Below are 18,681 nucleotides of genomic sequence, written 5' to 3'. Positions count from 1 at the left end.
TTCTAATTTCTAATTAACCCGTTGTTCGAAATTATTGCCCCTCGACTTCGCTCGGGGACCGCCCTAGAATTCCTCCGACGAAAAATTAGGATTTCCATGTGGGGAATTGTATATTCGCCCCTCATTTTGGGGGAGGTAGCTCCAAAACGAATCAAATTGCTGATTATCAATTACATATAAATGATAATTGCGCTTCTTGAATAACGAAAAATTATCTAATTAATCACATAAAACAAATTCAACGGCTATGGCTGTAATTACTAGAATCAGAAAGCGCGTAGGGCTACTGATAGGTTTCGTAGGGGTATCAATGATACTATTCATTTTAGGAGATGTGTTAACGTCAAATTCCGGGCTTCTGAACGGCAATTCTGATGTAGTCGGTGCGATCGGTGGTGAGAAAGTTCACTTCCAGGAATACGAGAGACGTATTGAAACATTGACTGAGAATTATAAGATCAACACAAAGAATGAAACTGTTGATCAGAACACGCAGGACATGTTGCGCGAGCAAGCATGGGGAATGTTTGTTACTGATAACACACTGGGAAAAGAATACAAAAAACTTGGACTGTCTTGCAGTTCGGGTGAATTGTTTGACATGTGTACTGGTGCTAATCCTCATCCGCAGATCAAGCAGGCATTTACTGATCCAAAAACAAATTCATTTGATCCGTCGAATGTTGTGAAGTTTTTAAAAGACCTTCCTAATCGCGATGAGAATACTCAACGTCAATGGAAAACTTTTGAAGATGCAATTACCGAAGAGCGTATCAGCACAAAATACAAAGACCTTCTTAAGGCAGGACTTTTTGTAACGACAGAAGAAGCGAAACGTAATTACGAAGAGGCTCAAAAAAATGCATCAATTCGTTTTGCTCGTCTTGACTTTAATACTATTCCTGATTCGTCAGTAAAAGTTGACGATGGAGATCTATCGAGTTACTATAATGCAAATACACAGAAATACAAGCAAGCAGAAACGATCCGTAAAATTGAATACATAACATTTGATGTTACTCCGTCACCGGAAGACAGATCAGCTGTAATGACGAATATTTCAAGTCTTGCAGCTGAATATGCAAACACTACAGACAACATTGTTTTCGTTAGTCAGAATACAGACGGTGCAGTTGATTCAACTTACCACGCAAAAGGAACTTTGCCAGTAGCGATTGACACTGCATTATTTGGTGCACCAATAGGAAAGATCGTAGGTCCATTTGAAGATGGAAGCACTGTTAAAGTTGCAAAATTAACAGGAGAAAAAATAGTTTCTGATTCAGTAAAGGCTCGTCACATCCTGATCAACATCATTGATGGAGATTCTGCCAAAGCAATGGCAACTGCTGACAGTTTAAAAAATGCAATTAAGAAAGGTTCAAAATTTGCTGACCTTGCAATGTTATTCTCTAAAGATCAGGGTTCAGCAATAAAAGGCGGAGATCTTGGATGGTTCCGTGCAGGACAGATGGTACCGACTTTCAATGATGCATGTTTCAATGGAAAGAAAGGCGATTTGCCAATTGTCACTTCTCAATTTGGAATTCACCTTATCGAGATCATGGATAAAAGTGCAGGGTCAAAACAAATTCAGGTGTTAACACTTGAACGTAAAATTGAACCTTCTCAAAAAACTTACGATGCTGCTTATAACAAAGCTCAGGAATTTGCATCAAAGAATTCTTCAGGAGAAGCATTTGATTCAGCAATTGTGAAACAAGGTTTGAACAAACGTATAGCAGATAACATCCGTGAGAACGACAAAAACATTCCCGGATTAGATCAACCACGTGAACTTGTGCGTTGGGCTTATAGTGCTAAAAAAGGTGACATCAGTAAGATCTACACATTTGGCGATAAATATGTAATGGCTCACTTAGTTGGTATAAAAGAAAAAGGAACACTTCCATTAGATGAAGTGAAAGATGCTGTAACTCTTGAAGCACGTAAGATCAAAAAAGCACAAATGCTTATTGAGAAATTCAATGCAGCCGGTTCAGGAAATATTGATGCAATAGCTCAGAAATTAAATGTAACAGCTACTGATGCTGACAATGTAAATTTCGCAAACAGTTACATTCCGGGAATGGGTAACGAACCTGCAATGGTGGGTACTGTTTTCGCAATGAAAGCCGGACAAACAAGTAAAGCAATCAAAGGAGAAAATTCAGTTGCTGTAATCATGGTTAAATCGTTTACAACACCTGCAGAAACAAAAGATTATTCTGCAAATGCTAAACAACTTGCTGATCAACGTAAGTCACGTAGCGAATACGAAGTATTGAATACACTAAAAGAAAAAGCAAGTATAGAAGATAACAGAGCGAAGTTTTATTGATCATCTCTGATCTTCAGTTCAAGGGTCAAAGGTAAAGGGTTAGCGCTCTTTCCTTTTGACCCTTTTTTTTTGGCTTTAATTTTTTAAAGTAATTCGCTACCTTTAGTGCATGAAGCATCTCCTCCAACTTTTATTTGTAGTGTTGATAGCATCATGTTCTTCAAAAAAAGAAGAAGGTGTTATCATTAGCGATGCAACGCTCTTTAGTCTTACACAGACAGTGTCTTCATTCACATATCTGAACAAAAGTCTGGATACGCTTGGTGTCTCAGGTAATAGCCCGCATGGTGGTCATATCAGAGTCCGGTTTAATCAGAAAGCAATTTCTGCTATGAACGATTCTGCAACACGACTTACAAAAACTTTTTTTCCTGATGAATCATTAATTGTAAAAGAAATATATGGGCCTAGTGGTGGTCCATTATTAGAATATTCAATAATGTACAAACTTCCCGGAGCAGCAAATAGTGGATCCGGTTGGGTTTGGGCTGAATATAATCCTGACGGCACACCGGAGTATTCTGCTTCAGAAAAAGGTGGAGAATGTATTTCATGTCACTCTGCAAGTGGAAATAATGATCTTGTACAGATTTTTAGGTTTCATTGAGATAATTAATAGGGTGTACCTTAAAAGATTTTTTTGAAGTGAAATAAATTTTACTGCATTTAAATGTAGGTGATGGGTTGACGGATACGGAGTGAATATTTTTTAAATTGCAGGATATAGCAATTTCATTCGATGTACTTATCGATGGTCACTTATAAAATAGCAATGAAGAACTTGTTTTTACTTTTTCTTATTCCGATTCAATTTGTTTCTTACAATGTATTTTCTCAATCAACATTTGAAACAACTATTGGTGGCAGCGGTGAAGAGGTAAGTTCCAAATCAATTTATAGCAATGGCAAAATCTATATCGCAGGCCATACCACTTCTATTGGTTCAGGAAGTTATGATATTGTATTCAACAGACTGGATGGAAATGGTAATTTAATCGGCAGCACTATCGCCGGATTAGCTGGTGAAGACATTGCACTTTCAGCTGCAGTGACAAACAAAAACGAATTTATCCTTACCGGTTACACAAATAGTCTGGGAATGGAAAAACCATTTGCAATGAAATATGATTCTCTGGGAAATGTGATCTGGTCAAAATATTATAACGTACCGGGTTGGGGAGAAGACATTGCTACATTACCCAACGGTGATTTTTATTTTACAGGTTATGTTTCTACTCTTGATTACAATGTACTGCTCACAAAATGTGATTCATCAGGAAATGTTATCTGGGCGAAAGCAATTGGTGACTTAAATATTAATGAAGGCAGAAAAATAACGGTGACAGAAGATGAAGGTGCATTAGTGACAGGAATAACCCAGGTACAAGCCGGTGGTCCATCAGATTTATTTGTTATAAAAACTGATAAGAACGGGAATGTAGAATGGTCAAAAAAATATGCAACATCCGATTTTTTCAATTGGGATCTTGGTTATGCTATACAAGTAACTTCAAGCGAGATCATCGTTGGTTGTCTGAGTTACAATCAGGCTTTTAACAGCAGTCCGAATTCACCGGATGGATTGATCATCAGACTTAATCAAAATGGAAGCATTATAAAAGCGATTGCTTTCGGCAGCAGCGAATATGAAGACATCCGGGACTTAGAAATTATGAACGACGGAAGGATCTGTTTTACCGGTGCAACAAACTACAATACTCATGGCCAGACTGACGTTTTATTTGCAATTACAGATACTGCCGGAAACCTGATCACCCAAAGAACATTTGGTGGAAATTCATATGATCACGGACTATCAATAAAGAGTATCAGCAATAATGATTTCCTTATCGGTGGCTATTCTGAAAGTCTGGGGAATGGTGCAAGCGATATGTACATTATCAGAACTGATACAAGTGGAACCGGCAGTTGTAATTCTATCAGCGGGAATATTGCTTCGGCATTTATTCAGATCACTGATACATTAGTTTTTGATACGATGTCTATTTCGGTTACAGGATCAATTGCAAATTTTATTATAACAAATCAGGCTCTTCCACAAATTATTCATTGCTCCACGACAGAAAGTTCCGAAATAGAGAACGAAATTTATCTTTCAGCATTCCCAAATCCATTTACTACAAAAACGGTTATTCATATGGAAGAAATCAATTCTCAGACACAATTTTTTCTTTATGACATTTTGGGAAATGAAATAATGTTAGCTAATATGATTGAAAGGCGAGCCGGCGAATTTTTACTTGATGGAAATGCCCTTTCTGACGGAATTTATTTCTGCGTCATCAGAAATAATAACAGCCAAAACTTCATTAAATTAATAAAGCAGTAACCCTTTTTCTGTTTCAATCATCATTTTTTCTCATTCAACCATAATAACAAGGCAGAGGGCTTAAGAACATTTCACTAAAAAACACGGTGCCGGGTAAAAATAAAATAAATCTTGATCTGTCTGATCTGAATAGTGGGACTTACTTTTGTAAAATAAAATCGAATATAGATTTTCAAACAATCAAACTAATTAAAAATTAATGAAAGACGAGAAACGAAATCTAAATTGAAGACGTTTTTTTAATGGACTATCTGAATTCTTGTAAAATATTCTCCATTCGTTGTTTTAATTCTGATGATATAAAAACCATTTTCAAGCCAGGAAGTATTGAAGACTTTGTCTACAGAATAAGTGTTAATTGTTAAAAGAGTTTTTCCGAGAAGATCAGAAATACTTGTCTGTAAAATTTCTCTTGAAGTTTCCAGAATAAAATAAGAATTTGCCGGATTCGGATATATTGAAATATTCATATCCGGATCAGAATCAATATGCGACGATAACGGAAAATCAGCAAACACGGAAGTACTGTTACCATTTATCGTCTGAGTCGCAGTAATATTCAATGTATCGATCAGTGAGCCTATATAAGACCATATTCCTGCTGCATCAGCAGTGACTGTTGTAATATATGTTTTACCTTGTGGAGTTCCGTTCTGAGACTCGCTGTAATACAATTCGATAACAGCATTCGGTTCTGAACTTCCTGATGCTCCGTTCTGGTTAAAAATTGCAATTACAGGTGGCAGTAAATTATTATTGGCATTATTGAAATGATAAATTCCCAAATTTGAATTGTTGAAAATACTGTTATGCGTGTACAAATTAAAATTGGCATTGCAGTTAATCCCATTATAGCATTCGCTGATGCTATTACCAATGACAACATTGTGACGACTACTCAGTGCTATTCCGGATTCACAATTCCTGATTACGTTATTTTTAATCTCATTCGAATCCGACAAGCACTCTACTGCGCTTCCATTTATAGGGAAATTAATCGTGCCTGAGCTATCTATTCCAAAATAATTATTCTCAACTCTTACTCCCGGTCCGAGAATCATTATTGCGTTACTTCCAAAAATATTTCTGTCTGAGAGCGAAGGACCACCAATAATTGTTCCGCCGTAAGCTACAACACATGGACCGTCAATATTAGGTATCGCCATTGTTCCAGCAAGATTAGTTCCGAACTTATTCCCTAAAACACGATTATTTATTCCGGCTTCAAGATTAGAATATGAACTCCCTGAAAAAAGATTTCCATCTCCGGGATTCAATCCACCAAATTCTACATTACTTCCTCCGCAAGAAATTCCCCCATGCGGATTTGCAATTTCATAAGATCCTGTCTTGTCAGTTCCAATCAGATTGCCTTTAAAAGACCCGCTTAACACTCCGTTATATATTATAGCGCCTTGATTATTTCCTGAAATAACATTGCGATTGACTTGTAATTGCTGTGAGGCATTTTGATTTCCCAAAATTGTTATTCCAATGTCATTTGAATCAGCAGCCGTACCACCGGTATCCAGTCCGATAAAATTATTTGTAATATCCAGAAGACTGTCATTCCTTGAAAATATTCCCCAATTGTTATGACCGATCACATTCCGTCGTAAATTATCTCCGATAACCATCTGATATAGAACTTCCGAATGTACGGCTGTTGAAAAATTATGGAGTGTAAGTCCATACACCTTTCCAATGAAGCCTGATGGATCATTGATGTTCTCAAACCATAAACCTGGAAATGTTTTATTGACTCCTTCAATTGCAATTCGAGGGGCAGATCCAATATATCCATGTAAAGGCTGGCTTGCTCCATTGATTTCAAGAGAGTAGATTATTTGAGGCAATGCACTGTTCAATTGAATTGTCCGGGGTGCAGGACCGGATAAATTAAAATGTATAATATCCTGAGAAGGCGAAAAGTTTGCTGCATTAATGATATCCCTTAATGTACCCGGACCTGAATCATCAGAACTGAAGACGGAGAAAACCCTGGGAATAAAATTAATTGCTGAATTTGGAGAAAGTGAAGCACAACTATGAGCAGTAGAAAATTCGAATGCAGGATCAGTGCAGACATTACCACCATCAAGTTGCACGCCGGCGATTATAATCATGAGCGAATCGCAATAAATTTGCGGCAGCGGGGACTGAAGAACAATTGGTCCACTACAAGCTACAGTAATGAGGCCACCTGTTCCGTCAATGTTCGCATCATTTATAGCAGATCTCAGACTTCCAGGAACATTATCTAAAGGTGTTGTGACAGTATATACATTTCCATTTACTGCCATTGCACATTGTGCAGAAGTTTTTTCAGAAGAAAAAAATAAAAGTATAAGCGGAAACAATAAGAGCAGACATTTTTTCATCTGTTTTTTATTTAAAGATATCTAAATTTATTATTGCAGTAATTTCAATTCAACCAAAATTTTCTGATTCTGCACTTATTTATGTAATCATTCTGAAAATTGATGTGAACAGTTCAAATTCTTAAGTAGAAAATCAGATAATGGGGCAAAAATAAACGCCTTCTTCCGGGAGACAGAAGAAGGCGTTACAATTAGACCACATAAAAACACAATACTCAGATGCCGTTAAAAGAAACGATATTTCCGCTATGACAGCTTTGACATTTCGCTCCTCTTTCAGATGCATTATAAATTACTTCACCGTTTTCATCCAGACTTGTCCAGATCCAGCCTTGGTGAGCATTAGGATCCGACATTGATCTATACATAATATCTGAACCAGTTACATTTCCATTTTGATCAAGCGCTTCGCGAACAAGCATACTGTTGTTCGGATAAGTTGACTTTCCACTATTTCTAAAAGCTGAAGCTGCAGTAGAGTTCATTTTAATCCGGAAGTTACCCGATGTTTGCAAAGATTTTGCTGAAGAAGTCATATATACCAGATCTGATGATGACTGCACCATTTGTGCTATCGTCTGATCAGAGATTGATGTAGAAGAACATTCTTCATTTTCTTTTGTGCAAGACTGCATGATTCCCATAATTGAAATCAGGGAGATAATAGAAAGTAGTGTTTTTTTCATGGTTTTCGATTTTTGTTAAGTTAAAGTTAAATGAAAGACTCATGAATAATGTCTTGGAATTGTCACGCTTTACATTGGAAATGAAGAATTTGCAATTATCTCAGAATTTGCAGCCTGTAGGCATCAAGCCGGATGAAGATAAAAAGGAGGATTGTAAAGGACCATAATGATGAACCGCCATAGCTAAAAAATGGCAAAGGAATCCCAATTACAGGCGCTAATCCAATGGTCATACCGATATTGATCAATAAATGCACAAAAAGTATACACGCTACGCCATACCCATAGATCCTGGAGTAGGCTGATCTTTGCCTTTCAGCTACATAAATGATGCGGGCAAGTAGTGCAACAAAGAGTCCGATGACCACAAGACTTCCAAGAAAACCCCACTCCTCGCCTACTGTACAGAAAATAAAGTCAGTGCTTTGCTCAGGCACAAAGTCATATTTTGTTTGAGTTCCTTTTAAGAATCCTTTACCAAAAAATCCACCGGAGCCGATAGCGATCTTACTTTGATTGACATTATAACCGGCACCCTTCAGATCCACTTCTTTTCCAAGCAAAACATCAATACGAATTCGCTGGTGATCCTGAAGAACACTGTTGTAAAAATAATCGACACTGAACACAATTGCCATTGCTACAAGTGCGCCTGCAACAATTGTAAAAATATTTTTCTTATTCCTCCGCACAACCATTAAGATCAGCAAAGCAATTATTCCTATAACAATAAATAATGTTGTTTGCTGGATAAGCAATGCTAGAACAAACAATGCTCCAGAGACCAATCCAAGTAAAAGTATATTTCCTGAAAGGCCTTCTCTGTAAAGGACAAGCACAAATGCACCGAAGACTAATGCAGAACCTGTATCATTTTGCAATAAAATAATTATAGCCGGAATTCCAATGATTGCCAATGAGATCAACTTTGTTTTGAAATCCTGCATTCTTGTATCCAGTGTACTTAAAAATTTTGCGAGCGCCATGTTCGTTGCAAATTTCGCAAACTCGGCGGGTTGCAATTTATATGCACCAATGTCAATCCAACCATACGATCCTTTTACATTTTTTGCAAAAGCAAAGGTTGACAGCAAGAGCAGGATCATAACTACATAGATGGCATAGGAGAATGCCGCATAAAACTTTCCATCGATAACAAGGACCATTAAAGCGATGAACAATGCACAAACGATCCAGATGCTTTGTTTACCATAGTTCTGGGTAAAATCAAGAATGCTCTTATGCTCATCATTATAAACTGCTGCATAAATATTCATCCACCCGAATAAAACCATTACAAGGAAGATCCCTACAAGTACCCAGTCAATGTTTTGCAATATGCTTCTGTCGTCTCTTCCCATCAGTTTTTTGTTTTAATTAATTTCGGTCTGACCGGAATGAGTTTCACAACACTATCCTTTTTTGCAATCGGAACTTTTGGCTGATATACTTTTGGAGTAATAACTCCTTCAAACATTCTTTTCTCAAGATCTTTTCTGGCAATCGTATCGTTCAGATATTTCTCTATCATTAAAGTTGCAATAGGCGCAGCCCAGTCGCTACCCCAGCCTCCATTTTCAACCATGATCCCTACAGCGATCTTTGGATTTTCTCTTGGAGCAAAACCGACAAAGAGCGAGTGATCTTTCCCGGGATTCTGTGCAGTACCTGTTTTACCTAAAACGGTAATTCCTTTAATCTGTGATCGCGCAGCTGTTCCGGACTCGAGAACTTTTTGCATACCATCCTGCACGATGTCATAATACTCCGGACGAACTGAAGTATGATTCTTCTCTGTGAACTTTTTATCTTTCTGCGGGTTATTCCCCACTTTTTTCATGATGTGCGGAATATAAAAATGTCCGCGGTTGGCAATGATGCACATTGTATTTGCCATTTGCAATGGAGTAATTCCTAATTCACCTTGTCCGATAGAAAGGGAAACAACTGTAGACGATCTCCATCTGCCTTTACCAAAATATTTATCGTAATACTGAACAGTCGGAACATTCCCTTTCAATTCCTGAGGCAGATCACTATAAAGTCTTTTACCAATACCGAATGTTAGTACATGTCGTCTCCAGTTCTCATAGCCTTCTTCTGTAGACTTAAATTTTTTCTGATCAACAATGCTCCTGAAAACATAACAGTGATAAGTATTGCATGAATGTTCGATAGCAGTTTCCAAAGCAATCGTACCGTGTCGTGCATCACATTTCACAGTGAGTGAACCCATGTGATATCCTCCATCGCAGTAGTAAGAAGTATTCGGATGCAATACGCCTTCTTCTTCACCGATCAGATCGTTGATAAGCTTGAATGTTGAACCCGGCGGATAGTAAGCCATCAATGCACGATTGAACAAAGGCTTTGATGGATCAAATAAAAGATGAGCGTAATTTTTAGTTCGTGCACGTCCTACAAGTAAATTCGGATCATAGGAAGGATTACTTACGCAGGCGAGGATCTCTCCGGTAGAAGGTTCAATCGCTACGACTGCTCCGACTTTATTCTGAAATAATTTTTCAGCATACCGTTGCAGATCGGCATCGATCGTTATCGTAAGACTTTCACCGGCAACAGCAGCTGTATCATATTTTCCGTCCTGAAAACTTCCTTTCTCGCGGTTGAATACATCAACCATAACTCTCCGGACTCCTCGTTGTCCGCGGAGAACTGTTTCATACGATTGTTCAATACCGCTTTTACCAATGTAGTCACCATCGCGGTAGTACGGATTTTTGTGAGTGATTGCAGAATCTACTTCACCGATATATCCGAACAAATGGGCAGCCATAGGATCAGGATACTTTCTAAGTGTACGAGGCTGAACAAAAAATCCGGGAAACTTATATAACTTTTCCTGAAATGTCGCATACGTAACGACAGACAATTGTTTTTCGAAGATCGTTGCTTTTACGGGTGAATAAGCTTTTGCTTTTCTGAACTTTTCAATATAATCTTCCTTTGTGATTCCGATCAGTTTACACAATTCAACAGTATCGATGTCCTTTGCTTGCTTGGGAATGATCATCAGATCATAAACAGGCTCATTAAATACAAGCAGCTTTCCATTTCTGTCGTAGATCAATCCGCGTGAAGGGTAATCAATTACAAGACGTAAAACATTATTATTTGCAGACAACTCATAACTCTTATCGATAACCTGAATATAGAATAAGCGCAACAAATAAATAAATGCTACGACGAAAAAAATAAAATAAATTACGGTAGTCCTACCCGATGATACGTTCATTTCTCTTCCCTTGTCTTCCGAATAAATACTGACCGACAACAATGAGTACAACGGTGATCATTGAATTGATGATTGCCTTTAAGAATGTCATAAAAAACTCACTGAAGCGGAACACCTCTATGTAAAAATACGCAAGATGATGCAACAATACCATAATGCTGATATAGGTTATGAACCAATTAAAGCCCATAACACCGGGTGTAAGTTTCGTATCAGTATCGTAACCATCACGTGGTGCGATAAGCTTTAATACTCCCGGCCGCGCAAATGCCATGAAGACAGTTGCTGCAGCATGAATGCCGCCGCTGGTACCAAACATATCGATCACTAATCCGGTGCAGAGAGCAAGAATAAGTAACAGCCACTTTGGTGTTTCAACCGGAAGCATCAGAATGAAGAGGATGTAAACATATGGATTGACGTAGCCGCTCCATTGAATATGATTGAGCAGGACTACTTGTAATCCGATAAGGAAGATAAAGCGCCATAGTTGAGCCAGGATTTTAACGATCATTTTTTAATGGCTCCTCCAATGCCTGTTGTTCATCTTTTAAAAGATTGCTTACTATATATACATAGGATAAACTTCCAAACCTTGTTGACAAGCGGATAGTGATATCCTGGAATGTACTATTTGAAGTCGGATTAACAGACTCCACCACTCCGATCAAGATTCCTTCAGGAAAAATAGAAGAGAAAGAAGTTGTGATGATCGTATCGCCTTTACTTACCTTAACGTGTTTTTCAATATCGTTTAACCGGCCGTGAGTTGCATCAAATCCATCCCACACCATTGATCCGATAAAGTTTGTTTTTTTCAGACGGGCACTGATACGACTGTCTTTATGAAGAAATGAAATTACCGAACAATAATGTTCGGAAACATCTTTAACAATTCCAACGATTCCGTCCGGACAGATCACACCCATTTCAGGTTGTACACCTTGCAGACTACCGCGGTTTAGAGTAAGATAATTACTTCTGCGATTTGTAGTATTATTCACAACTTTGGCAGTCATGAAAGTATATTGTTGTTTCAGTACTGTATCGGATTGAACTCTTCGAATAGCGCTATCGATGTAAAATACATCAGGCATCAATGATTTGAAAGCAGCATTTTCTCTTGAGAGAGCGTCATTAGTAATTCCCAAATTGATGTATTCAGTTACAGAACTGACAGCAGAGTTTACTTTAGCAGCAACCTGATTGGTAGAATTGATGAAACTTGCGCGTTGGAAATTATTATTCTGAACGATAAGGTAACCGCATAGAATTTCCAGGAGCAGGAAAGAAATAAAAAAGTTATACTTCCAAAGGAAGAGAAACAGATTACGCATTCATCAATTAGATTTTCCCACAGAAATCGTATCGACTGATTAAGGAATAAGGAATTTGAAACGTCCGATATTTTTCAGAGCGATACCGGTACCACGAACAACTGCACGTAGTGGATCTTCAGCAACGTGAACAGGCAATTTTGTTTTCAAAGCTATTCTTTGATCCAGTCCACGAAGAAGTGCGCCACCACCGGTCAGATAAATTCCGGTACGATAAATATCGGCAGACAATTCAGGTGGAGTCATTTCAAGAGCTTTCAGAATCGCTTCTTCAACTTTTGAAATTGATTTATCAAGTGCATGAGCAATTTCAGAATAGCTCACTGTAATTTCTTTTGGAATACCCGTCATAAGATCGCGGCCATGAACAGCGAAATCAGGTGGCGGATTTTCAAGTTCAGGTAATGCGGAGCCAACTTCTATTTTAATTCTTTCGGCAGAACGTTCACCGATGAGGATATTGTGCTGACGACGCATGTAATCCCAGATGTCATTTGTAAAACCGTCACCTGCTACGCGGATAGACTGATCGCAAACAATTCCACCAAGAGCGATGACAGCAATTTCACTTGTACCACCACCGATATCGATGATCATATTTCCCATTGGTTCTTCCACATCGATACCGATACCGATTGCAGCAGCCATGGGTTCGTGAATGAGATACACTTCTTTGCCACCGGCATGTTCAGCGGAATCACGAACGGCTCTCTTCTCAACTTCAGTAATTCCTGAAGGGATACAGATCACCATTCTTAGAGAAGGAGTAAAAAGGCTGCCTTTCGGACTAAGCATTTTTATCATTCCGCGGATCATGTGTTCAGCAGCATCGAAATCGGCAATCACACCATCTTTCAATGGGCGGACTGTCTTGATATTTTCGTGCGTTTTACCATGCATCATCATGGCCTGTTTACCGACTGCAATGACCTTTCCGGTCATACGATCGATAGCCACGATAGATGGTTCATCTACCACAACTTTGTCGTTATGAATAATCAGCGTATTGGCCGTTCCCAGGTCAATAGCAATTTCTTGAGTAAGAAAATCGAACAATCCCATGCGTTCAATGAGCCCATAGGGCCGGTATTAGGTGTTTGAAATAGTCAGTATACACTTTCGTCCCATCTATACGCAAATTCAAACAGATAGTTTTATCTATTTCAATTTGTTTAATAAATTTTTAAGTACGGTTTAGTGCTTAAAATGGCGTTTGCCAGTAGTTACCATTGCAAGATTATGCTGATTGCAATAGTCAATCGATTCCTGGTCTTTTACAGAACCACCCGGTTGAATGATCGCTTTGATTCCTGCTTTATCGGCAATCTCCACACAATCGGGGAAAGGAAAAAAAGCATCGGAAGCCATTACAGCTCCATTCAGATCAAATTTGAAATGCTTTGCTTTCGCAATTGCTTGTTGCAAAGCATCTACTCTTGAGGTCTGACCCGTTCCACTTGCAATCAGTTGTCCGTTTTTTGCAATTACAATTGTATTCGACTTTGTGTGTTTTACAATTTTGTTTGCAAATTCCAGATCCGTCAATTGCGATGAAGTCGGAGCAACATTTGTTACTGTAGTCATATCAACAACCTTTTCAGTGCTGTTATCCCGACTTTGAACAAGGATACCATTCAATGCTGATCTTGACATGAATTCAGGGAACTCAATTTTTTTACTCTTCAAAATGATCCTGTTCTTTTTTGAAGAAAGTAATTCCAGAGCTTTCGCATCAAACTCAGGAGCGATCAATACTTCGAAGAAAAGAGAATTCATTTTTTCAGCAAGCTCTACACTTACTTTTTGATTTACACTAATAACACCTCCAAAAGCAGAGACCGGATCACCGGCCAAAGCATCTTCCCATGCTTTTTCTATTGTTTTGCGTGAAGCCAGTCCGCAGGCATTATTATGTTTAACAATAACGACCGTAGGCTCTTCAAATTCTTTCAAAAGAGAAATAGATGCGTCGATATCGAGTAAATTATTGTAGGAAATTTCTTTTCCATTCAAACGGTCAAAAAGTTCTTCAAAATTTCCATAGAAAATTCCGGACTGATGCGGGTTTTCACCGTAACGAAGCACTTTTGCTTCATTGGCAGTCTGCCGGAAAATATTCAACTGATGCTCCTTATTGAAATAGTTAAAAATTGCAGAATCATAGTGAGATGAAGTTGCAAAGGCATGTGTAGCCATCAACTTACGATCTGCAATCGAAGTTTCACCTTCCTGTTTTTCCAATACATTCAAAAGGAAAGGGTATTGATCTTTTGAAGGAATTATGAGAACATCTTTAAAGTTTTTTGCAGCTGCCCGAATCAGAGAAATTCCGCCAATATCAATTTTTTCTATGATGCTTTGTTCATCGGCACCTGAGGCAACCGTTTCTTCAAATGGGTAGAGATCAACTATAACAAGGTCAATTTCAGGGATATGGAAGTTTTCAAGCTCAGCGATATCACCTAAATGTTCACGCCGGCTTAAAATTCCCCCAAAGATCTTCGGATGCAGTGTTTTGACTCTGCCACCTAGGATGGATGGATAATCGGTCACATCTTCGACAGGGATTACCGGGATTTCCAGATTTTCAATGAATTCCTGAGTACCACCGGTTGCATAAAGTGTTACACCCAGGCGATGTAAATGTTTGATAATTGGCTCCAGATTATCTTTAAAATATACAGAAATCAGTGCGCTATTGATCTTTTTGATGGCTTTCATTTTCCCCTTGAATTCAGTGCAATTTTAGGAAAATAAGAGGCTTGGAAAACCAAGCCCTGGAAATAAAAATTGCGAATTGGAAGTAGAGAATTTCGGATTGCGGATTTGGGCTGCACAATCCGAATTCCGAAATCCGCAATCCAATTTATTTCATAATTTGAGTTAACGCCCTTTCAGGTCCGGATCATAATCCTACTTTTGTCGTGTGGCGAAGAAATCTGAAATCAAACTTGTTTTACGGTTGATCCGTGAAAGTTTCCTTTTTGCAATGGAAGCTTTGCGGGTGAATAAGTTGCGCACAATACTTTCTTTACTTGGAATTACGATAGGCATCTTTGCGATCATTGCAGTTTTACAGCAACGGATTCATTGGAGAATAAGATCAGAAAAGACATTTCTTCATTGGGGAATAATGTGATTTATATTCAGAAATGGCCTTGGGTTCCGGAAGGTGGAGATGAATATCCGTGGTGGAAATACATGAACAGACCATTACCTGCGATTAAAGAACTGGGAGATCTTCGTAAAAAAATCACTACAAGTAATTCAATCGCTTATGCAGCAGATATTGGCGGACAAACAATAAAATACGAAAGCAGTTCGATCGAAAATGTAATGGTAAGTTGCGTCTCTGAAGATTTTGACAGAGTTAGAAATTTCGAAGTAGAAGACGGTCGTTTTTTCACAGAAAGCGAATTTGCCAGTGGCCGGCCATTGATCATTCTTGGAAGTGATGTCAGCAAAGCTCTTTTTCAAAAGGAAATGCAGTAGGAAAATCTGTGATCATAAGAAAATTTAAACACACTGTAATAGGTGTTCTGAAGCATGAAGGCAGCAGCACTTTTGACAATTCTTTTGACAACACAGTAATCATCCCTGTAAATTTTGCAAGAAATTTAGTTAACCTGAGATCAAACAATATCGATCCTTATATTCTTGTTAAAGCAAATGAGAATGTTACGAATGGGGAAATGAAAGATGAATTGCGTGGAGCAATGCGATCCATTCGAAGACTTCAACCTCAGGAGTCCGATGATTTTGCGCTGAATGAAACAAGCATGTTCTCTTCCAGTCTTGATGATCTTTTCAGTACACTGGGATTAGCAGGATGGATCATTGGTGGATTCAGCATCGTCGTTGGCGGATTTGGAATTGCAAACATAATGTTCGTGTCGGTCAGAGAACGTACGCCAATCATTGGAATTCAAAAATCATTAGGCGCAAAAAACTATTTTATTCTGCTTCAATTTCTGATAGAGGCCATTGTACTTTGCATTATCGGCGGAAGTTTTGGGTTGGGAATTATTTATGTTCTCACTTTGCTCATATCAATGGGTACGGGAATGGACATAGCCTTGTCATTTGCAAACATTATGATGGGCATAATGATCAGTGCAGTAGTTGGCATAATCAGTGGCTACATTCCTGCATATCAAGCCTCTCAGATGAATCCTGTGGATGCGATCAGATCAAATTGACTTTTATTTAAATTTTCTTGTTTAGCTCATTGAAAGCATTGTTAATTACTGTGTTTTTAGTTCTGATTTTCTGCCTTTTTTTTAATATGTTTGCCATATAAGAATTCACGGCAAGACCCTTACCCACCACATGTTTAAAAATTTGATTACAAAAAATTTATCGTACGCTTTTTTAGCACTGATTGCATTCTGTTTTTCTTCAGGATGCGGCTCAGACAAGCAGGGTGATGAAATCGGAGCATTGAAAAAAAATGAATATCCGGAATCTTATGATGTTCGTAAGAACGAAGTCTTTGTAGTTAATGGTGTTCGCGGCCCGGAAGATAAGTCTGTGTTACAAACAAAAGTTTCTACTTCATGGACAAAATATTCTGCAGGAAGTTCGAGCCGACTTGCTATACTTCTGACTGATACAACAGCATCATGGTTGGGACTTGCACATGGATTAAAATCCATCGGTGTTCCTTTTCTGATCACTACCGATTATCGACGTGCGCTTCAGAGTAAAGTAGTAATGGTTTATCCAATTGTTTCGGGAGCTTCACTTTCACCTGATGCTTTACAGGCACTTGCTGCATTTCCACGTGATGGCGGAACATTGATAGGATCACAAGTACTCGGAGCTTTGAATGAAGTTTTTGGTTTCGATGAACCTGTTCCAAGTAAACAACATTTTGAAATTGTTGTTGGTCGTGATAGTTCCAATGAGATCACAAAAGAATTCAGAGACGACAAAGAAACTCACATTTCTATTGGCAATAAAGAAAAGTTTAAAGAGACCATTGGTACTTACAGTTATTCTAAACCACGTCTTGCTCCTATTGCAACGTACGAAGATAAATCAGCAGCTATCACGCAGCGATTCTATGAGAACGGAAATGCTTATGCACTGGGATTTGATCTCGGTTATCTGATCCTGAAAGGTCACAATATCCGTCACGAAGATTATAACCGGTCGCCGGCGAATAGTTTTGAACCTACACTCGATGTCTTACTTCGCCTGATCAAAAATATTTACATAGCCAGCAGCAGAGATGCCGCTTATGTTTCCACAGTTCCCTACAACAAAGATCTTTCAGTTTGTATAACGCATAACGTAAACTTTAAACGTGCTTTAGAACAATCAGCATCTTTCGCCAGAAAAGAAAAAGAATCAGGAATACGTTCAACGTTCTTTGTCCAGACACAATATATCCGCGACAGAACGAGTGGAATTTTATTTTCTAATGAAGACATCAATAATTTAAAAGCAATCGGTGCAACAGGAATGGATATTCAAAGTAACACTGTTTCCGGTTCACCATTATTTGATCAGTTCGAGCAAGGAACAGGTGATGAAGTTTATCCTGATTATCGTCCCTATGTTATAGCATACGAAAAAACATATCACGGCACTATCTTCGGAGAGATGCGCGTAAGTCGTTATCTACTTGATCATTTTATTCCGGGAAATAATACTTCTGCATTCCGTTCAACTTACTCTTATGTACCATTTACATATCCGCAAAGTTTACTTGCAAGTGGGTATCGGTTCAGTTCATCAGTACCAGCTAATTTAGCGCTTACACATTTACCGTTTCAGATGAATCATAACCGCGAATACGATTCTGAAGTAGAAGCTTTTGAATTTCCGGTTACTGACGACGATGAAGTTCCGCCGTTTGATCTTTCACGTACTGCATCAGCAATTAAATTAGCGAAAAAGATCGCACGCTACGGTGGTTGTTTCATCGGACAGGTTCATCCGAATGAGATCGGCTGGCAGATTGAAAGAGATTTCGTAAAAGCAGTTAAAGACTTTGCATGGATAGGAAGTTTCAAAGATTTTGGTTTGTGGTGGGCAGCAAGAAATGAAGTAACGATAGACATTACATCTGAAGGTGGAAGTCGTGTTGTAAAAGTGAATGTCCCAAAACGTATGGAAGGACTTGCAATCATGCTTCCACTCCGCTCTACTCCAACTTCAATTGTTGGTGGTGGAAAATATTCTGTGGATGGGAAGCTTGTTATTTTTGAATTAGCGGAAGGGGAAATCCGGATTACTCTTAATAATTAAAAATATAAACACTAAGAACACAAAAGGGCACGGAATAATTCCGTGCCCTTTTGTGTTCTTAGTGTTCTTAGTGAT

Annotated in this window: 13 protein-coding genes and 1 pseudogene; 6 read left to right on the top strand and 8 right to left on the bottom strand. The window is 38.5% G+C overall.

Annotated features, from left to right (window positions below; translation table 11 throughout):
* Positions 1–247: 247 nt before the first annotated feature.
* The 4 genes from IPL24_06410 (at position 248) to IPL24_06395 (ending at position 4,891) form a co-directional block, all read left to right on the top strand.
* Entirely contained in the window at positions 248–2,341 is a 2,094-nt protein-coding gene (locus tag IPL24_06410; protein MBK8363320.1) for a peptidylprolyl isomerase, read from the top strand.
* Between the two features lie 109 nt (positions 2,342–2,450).
* Positions 2,451–2,948 carry a cytochrome P460 family protein gene (locus IPL24_06405; GenBank protein MBK8363319.1) on the top strand — a complete coding sequence of 166 codons (498 nt, stop codon included), beginning with the start codon at positions 2,451–2,453 and terminating at the stop codon, positions 2,946–2,948.
* 165 nt (positions 2,949–3,113) lie between these two features.
* Entirely contained in the window at positions 3,114–4,691 is a 1,578-nt protein-coding gene (locus IPL24_06400; protein ID MBK8363318.1) for a T9SS type A sorting domain-containing protein, read from the top strand.
* A gap of 86 nt (positions 4,692–4,777) precedes the next feature.
* Complete coding sequence (locus IPL24_06395) at positions 4,778–4,891, top strand: T9SS type A sorting domain-containing protein (protein ID MBK8363317.1); 114 nt, start codon at positions 4,778–4,780, stop codon at positions 4,889–4,891.
* Positions 4,892–4,930: 39 nt separating this feature from the next.
* On the opposite strand, the gene IPL24_06390 is transcribed toward IPL24_06395, so the two are convergent.
* The 8 genes from IPL24_06390 to purH form a co-directional block, all read right to left on the bottom strand.
* Complete coding sequence (locus tag IPL24_06390) at positions 4,931–7,072, bottom strand: T9SS type A sorting domain-containing protein (GenBank protein MBK8363316.1); 2,142 nt, start codon at positions 7,070–7,072, stop codon at positions 4,931–4,933.
* A 215-nt stretch (positions 7,073–7,287) separates the two neighbouring features.
* Positions 7,288–7,758 (bottom strand): cytochrome P460 family protein, encoded by a 471-nt coding sequence (locus IPL24_06385; protein ID MBK8363315.1) that lies wholly within the window; start codon positions 7,756–7,758, stop codon positions 7,288–7,290.
* Between the two features lie 95 nt (positions 7,759–7,853).
* On the bottom strand, positions 7,854–9,119 hold the full coding sequence (rodA, locus tag IPL24_06380) for a rod shape-determining protein RodA (protein ID MBK8363314.1): 1,266 nt from the start codon (positions 9,117–9,119) through the stop codon (positions 7,854–7,856).
* A complete protein-coding gene (gene mrdA / locus IPL24_06375) occupies positions 9,119–11,014 on the bottom strand; it encodes a penicillin-binding protein 2 (protein MBK8363313.1) in 1,896 nt (631 codons plus the stop codon). The genes rodA and mrdA overlap by 1 nt, the downstream gene beginning before the upstream one ends.
* A complete protein-coding gene (gene mreD, locus IPL24_06370; GenBank protein ID MBK8363312.1) occupies positions 10,995–11,528 on the bottom strand; it encodes a rod shape-determining protein MreD in 534 nt (177 codons plus the stop codon). The genes mrdA and mreD overlap by 20 nt, the downstream gene beginning before the upstream one ends.
* The gene (mreC, locus tag IPL24_06365; GenBank protein ID MBK8363311.1) at positions 11,518–12,351 is read right to left on the bottom strand and encodes a rod shape-determining protein MreC; all 834 of its coding nucleotides are present in this window, start codon (positions 12,349–12,351) and stop codon (positions 11,518–11,520) included. Before mreC ends, mreD begins: the two co-directional genes overlap by 11 nt.
* Before the next feature lie 39 nt (positions 12,352–12,390).
* Positions 12,391–13,413: a rod shape-determining protein gene (locus IPL24_06360; GenBank protein ID MBK8363310.1), complete on the bottom strand. Its 1,023-nt coding sequence runs from the start codon at positions 13,411–13,413 to the stop codon at positions 12,391–12,393.
* Positions 13,414–13,545: 132 nt separating this feature from the next.
* Positions 13,546–15,072: a bifunctional phosphoribosylaminoimidazolecarboxamide formyltransferase/IMP cyclohydrolase gene (gene purH, locus IPL24_06355; protein ID MBK8363309.1), complete on the bottom strand. Its 1,527-nt coding sequence runs from the start codon at positions 15,070–15,072 to the stop codon at positions 13,546–13,548.
* Between the two features lie 268 nt (positions 15,073–15,340).
* On the opposite strand from purH, the pseudogene IPL24_06350 reads away from it, so the two are divergent.
* Together IPL24_06350 and IPL24_06345 are read left to right on the top strand one after the other, a co-directional pair.
* Positions 15,341–16,550: pseudogene (locus IPL24_06350) on the top strand (ABC transporter permease).
* A 142-nt stretch (positions 16,551–16,692) separates the two neighbouring features.
* Positions 16,693–18,606: a hypothetical protein gene (locus IPL24_06345; protein MBK8363308.1), complete on the top strand. Its 1,914-nt coding sequence runs from the start codon at positions 16,693–16,695 to the stop codon at positions 18,604–18,606.
* The last annotated feature ends 75 nt before the right edge of the window (positions 18,607–18,681 follow it).

It is taken from the genome of Bacteroidota bacterium (assembly GCA_016711505.1).
Classification (GTDB): Bacteria; Bacteroidota; Bacteroidia; order AKYH767-A; family 2013-40CM-41-45; genus JADKIH01.
Note: the sequence above shows the minus strand (reverse complement) of the source record. Positions and strands in the feature narration are given on the sequence as shown.

Bases quoted from the DNA above. Each gene is read 5' to 3' on its own strand.
- IPL24_06410 (MBK8363320.1), top strand. From the start codon at position 248: ATGGCTGTAATTACTAGAATCAGAAAGCGCGTAGGGCTACTGATAGGT.
- IPL24_06405 (MBK8363319.1), top strand. From the start codon at position 2,451: ATGAAGCATCTCCTCCAACTTTTATTTGTAGTGTTGATAGCATCATGT.
- IPL24_06400 (MBK8363318.1), top strand. From the start codon at position 3,114: ATGAAGAACTTGTTTTTACTTTTTCTTATTCCGATTCAATTTGTTTCT.
- IPL24_06390 (MBK8363316.1), bottom strand. From the start codon at position 7,072: ATGAAAAAATGTCTGCTCTTATTGTTTCCGCTTATACTTTTATTTTTT.
- IPL24_06385 (MBK8363315.1), bottom strand. From the start codon at position 7,758: ATGAAAAAAACACTACTTTCTATTATCTCCCTGATTTCAATTATGGGA.
- rodA (MBK8363314.1), bottom strand. From the start codon at position 9,119: ATGGGAAGAGACGACAGAAGCATATTGCAAAACATTGACTGGGTACTT.
- mrdA (MBK8363313.1), bottom strand. From the start codon at position 11,014: ATGAACGTATCATCGGGTAGGACTACCGTAATTTATTTTATTTTTTTC.
- mreD (MBK8363312.1), bottom strand. From the start codon at position 11,528: ATGATCGTTAAAATCCTGGCTCAACTATGGCGCTTTATCTTCCTTATC.
- mreC (MBK8363311.1), bottom strand. From the start codon at position 12,351: ATGCGTAATCTGTTTCTCTTCCTTTGGAAGTATAACTTTTTTATTTCT.
- IPL24_06360 (MBK8363310.1), bottom strand. From the start codon at position 13,413: ATGGGATTGTTCGATTTTCTTACTCAAGAAATTGCTATTGACCTGGGA.
- purH (MBK8363309.1), bottom strand. From the start codon at position 15,072: ATGAAAGCCATCAAAAAGATCAATAGCGCACTGATTTCTGTATATTTT.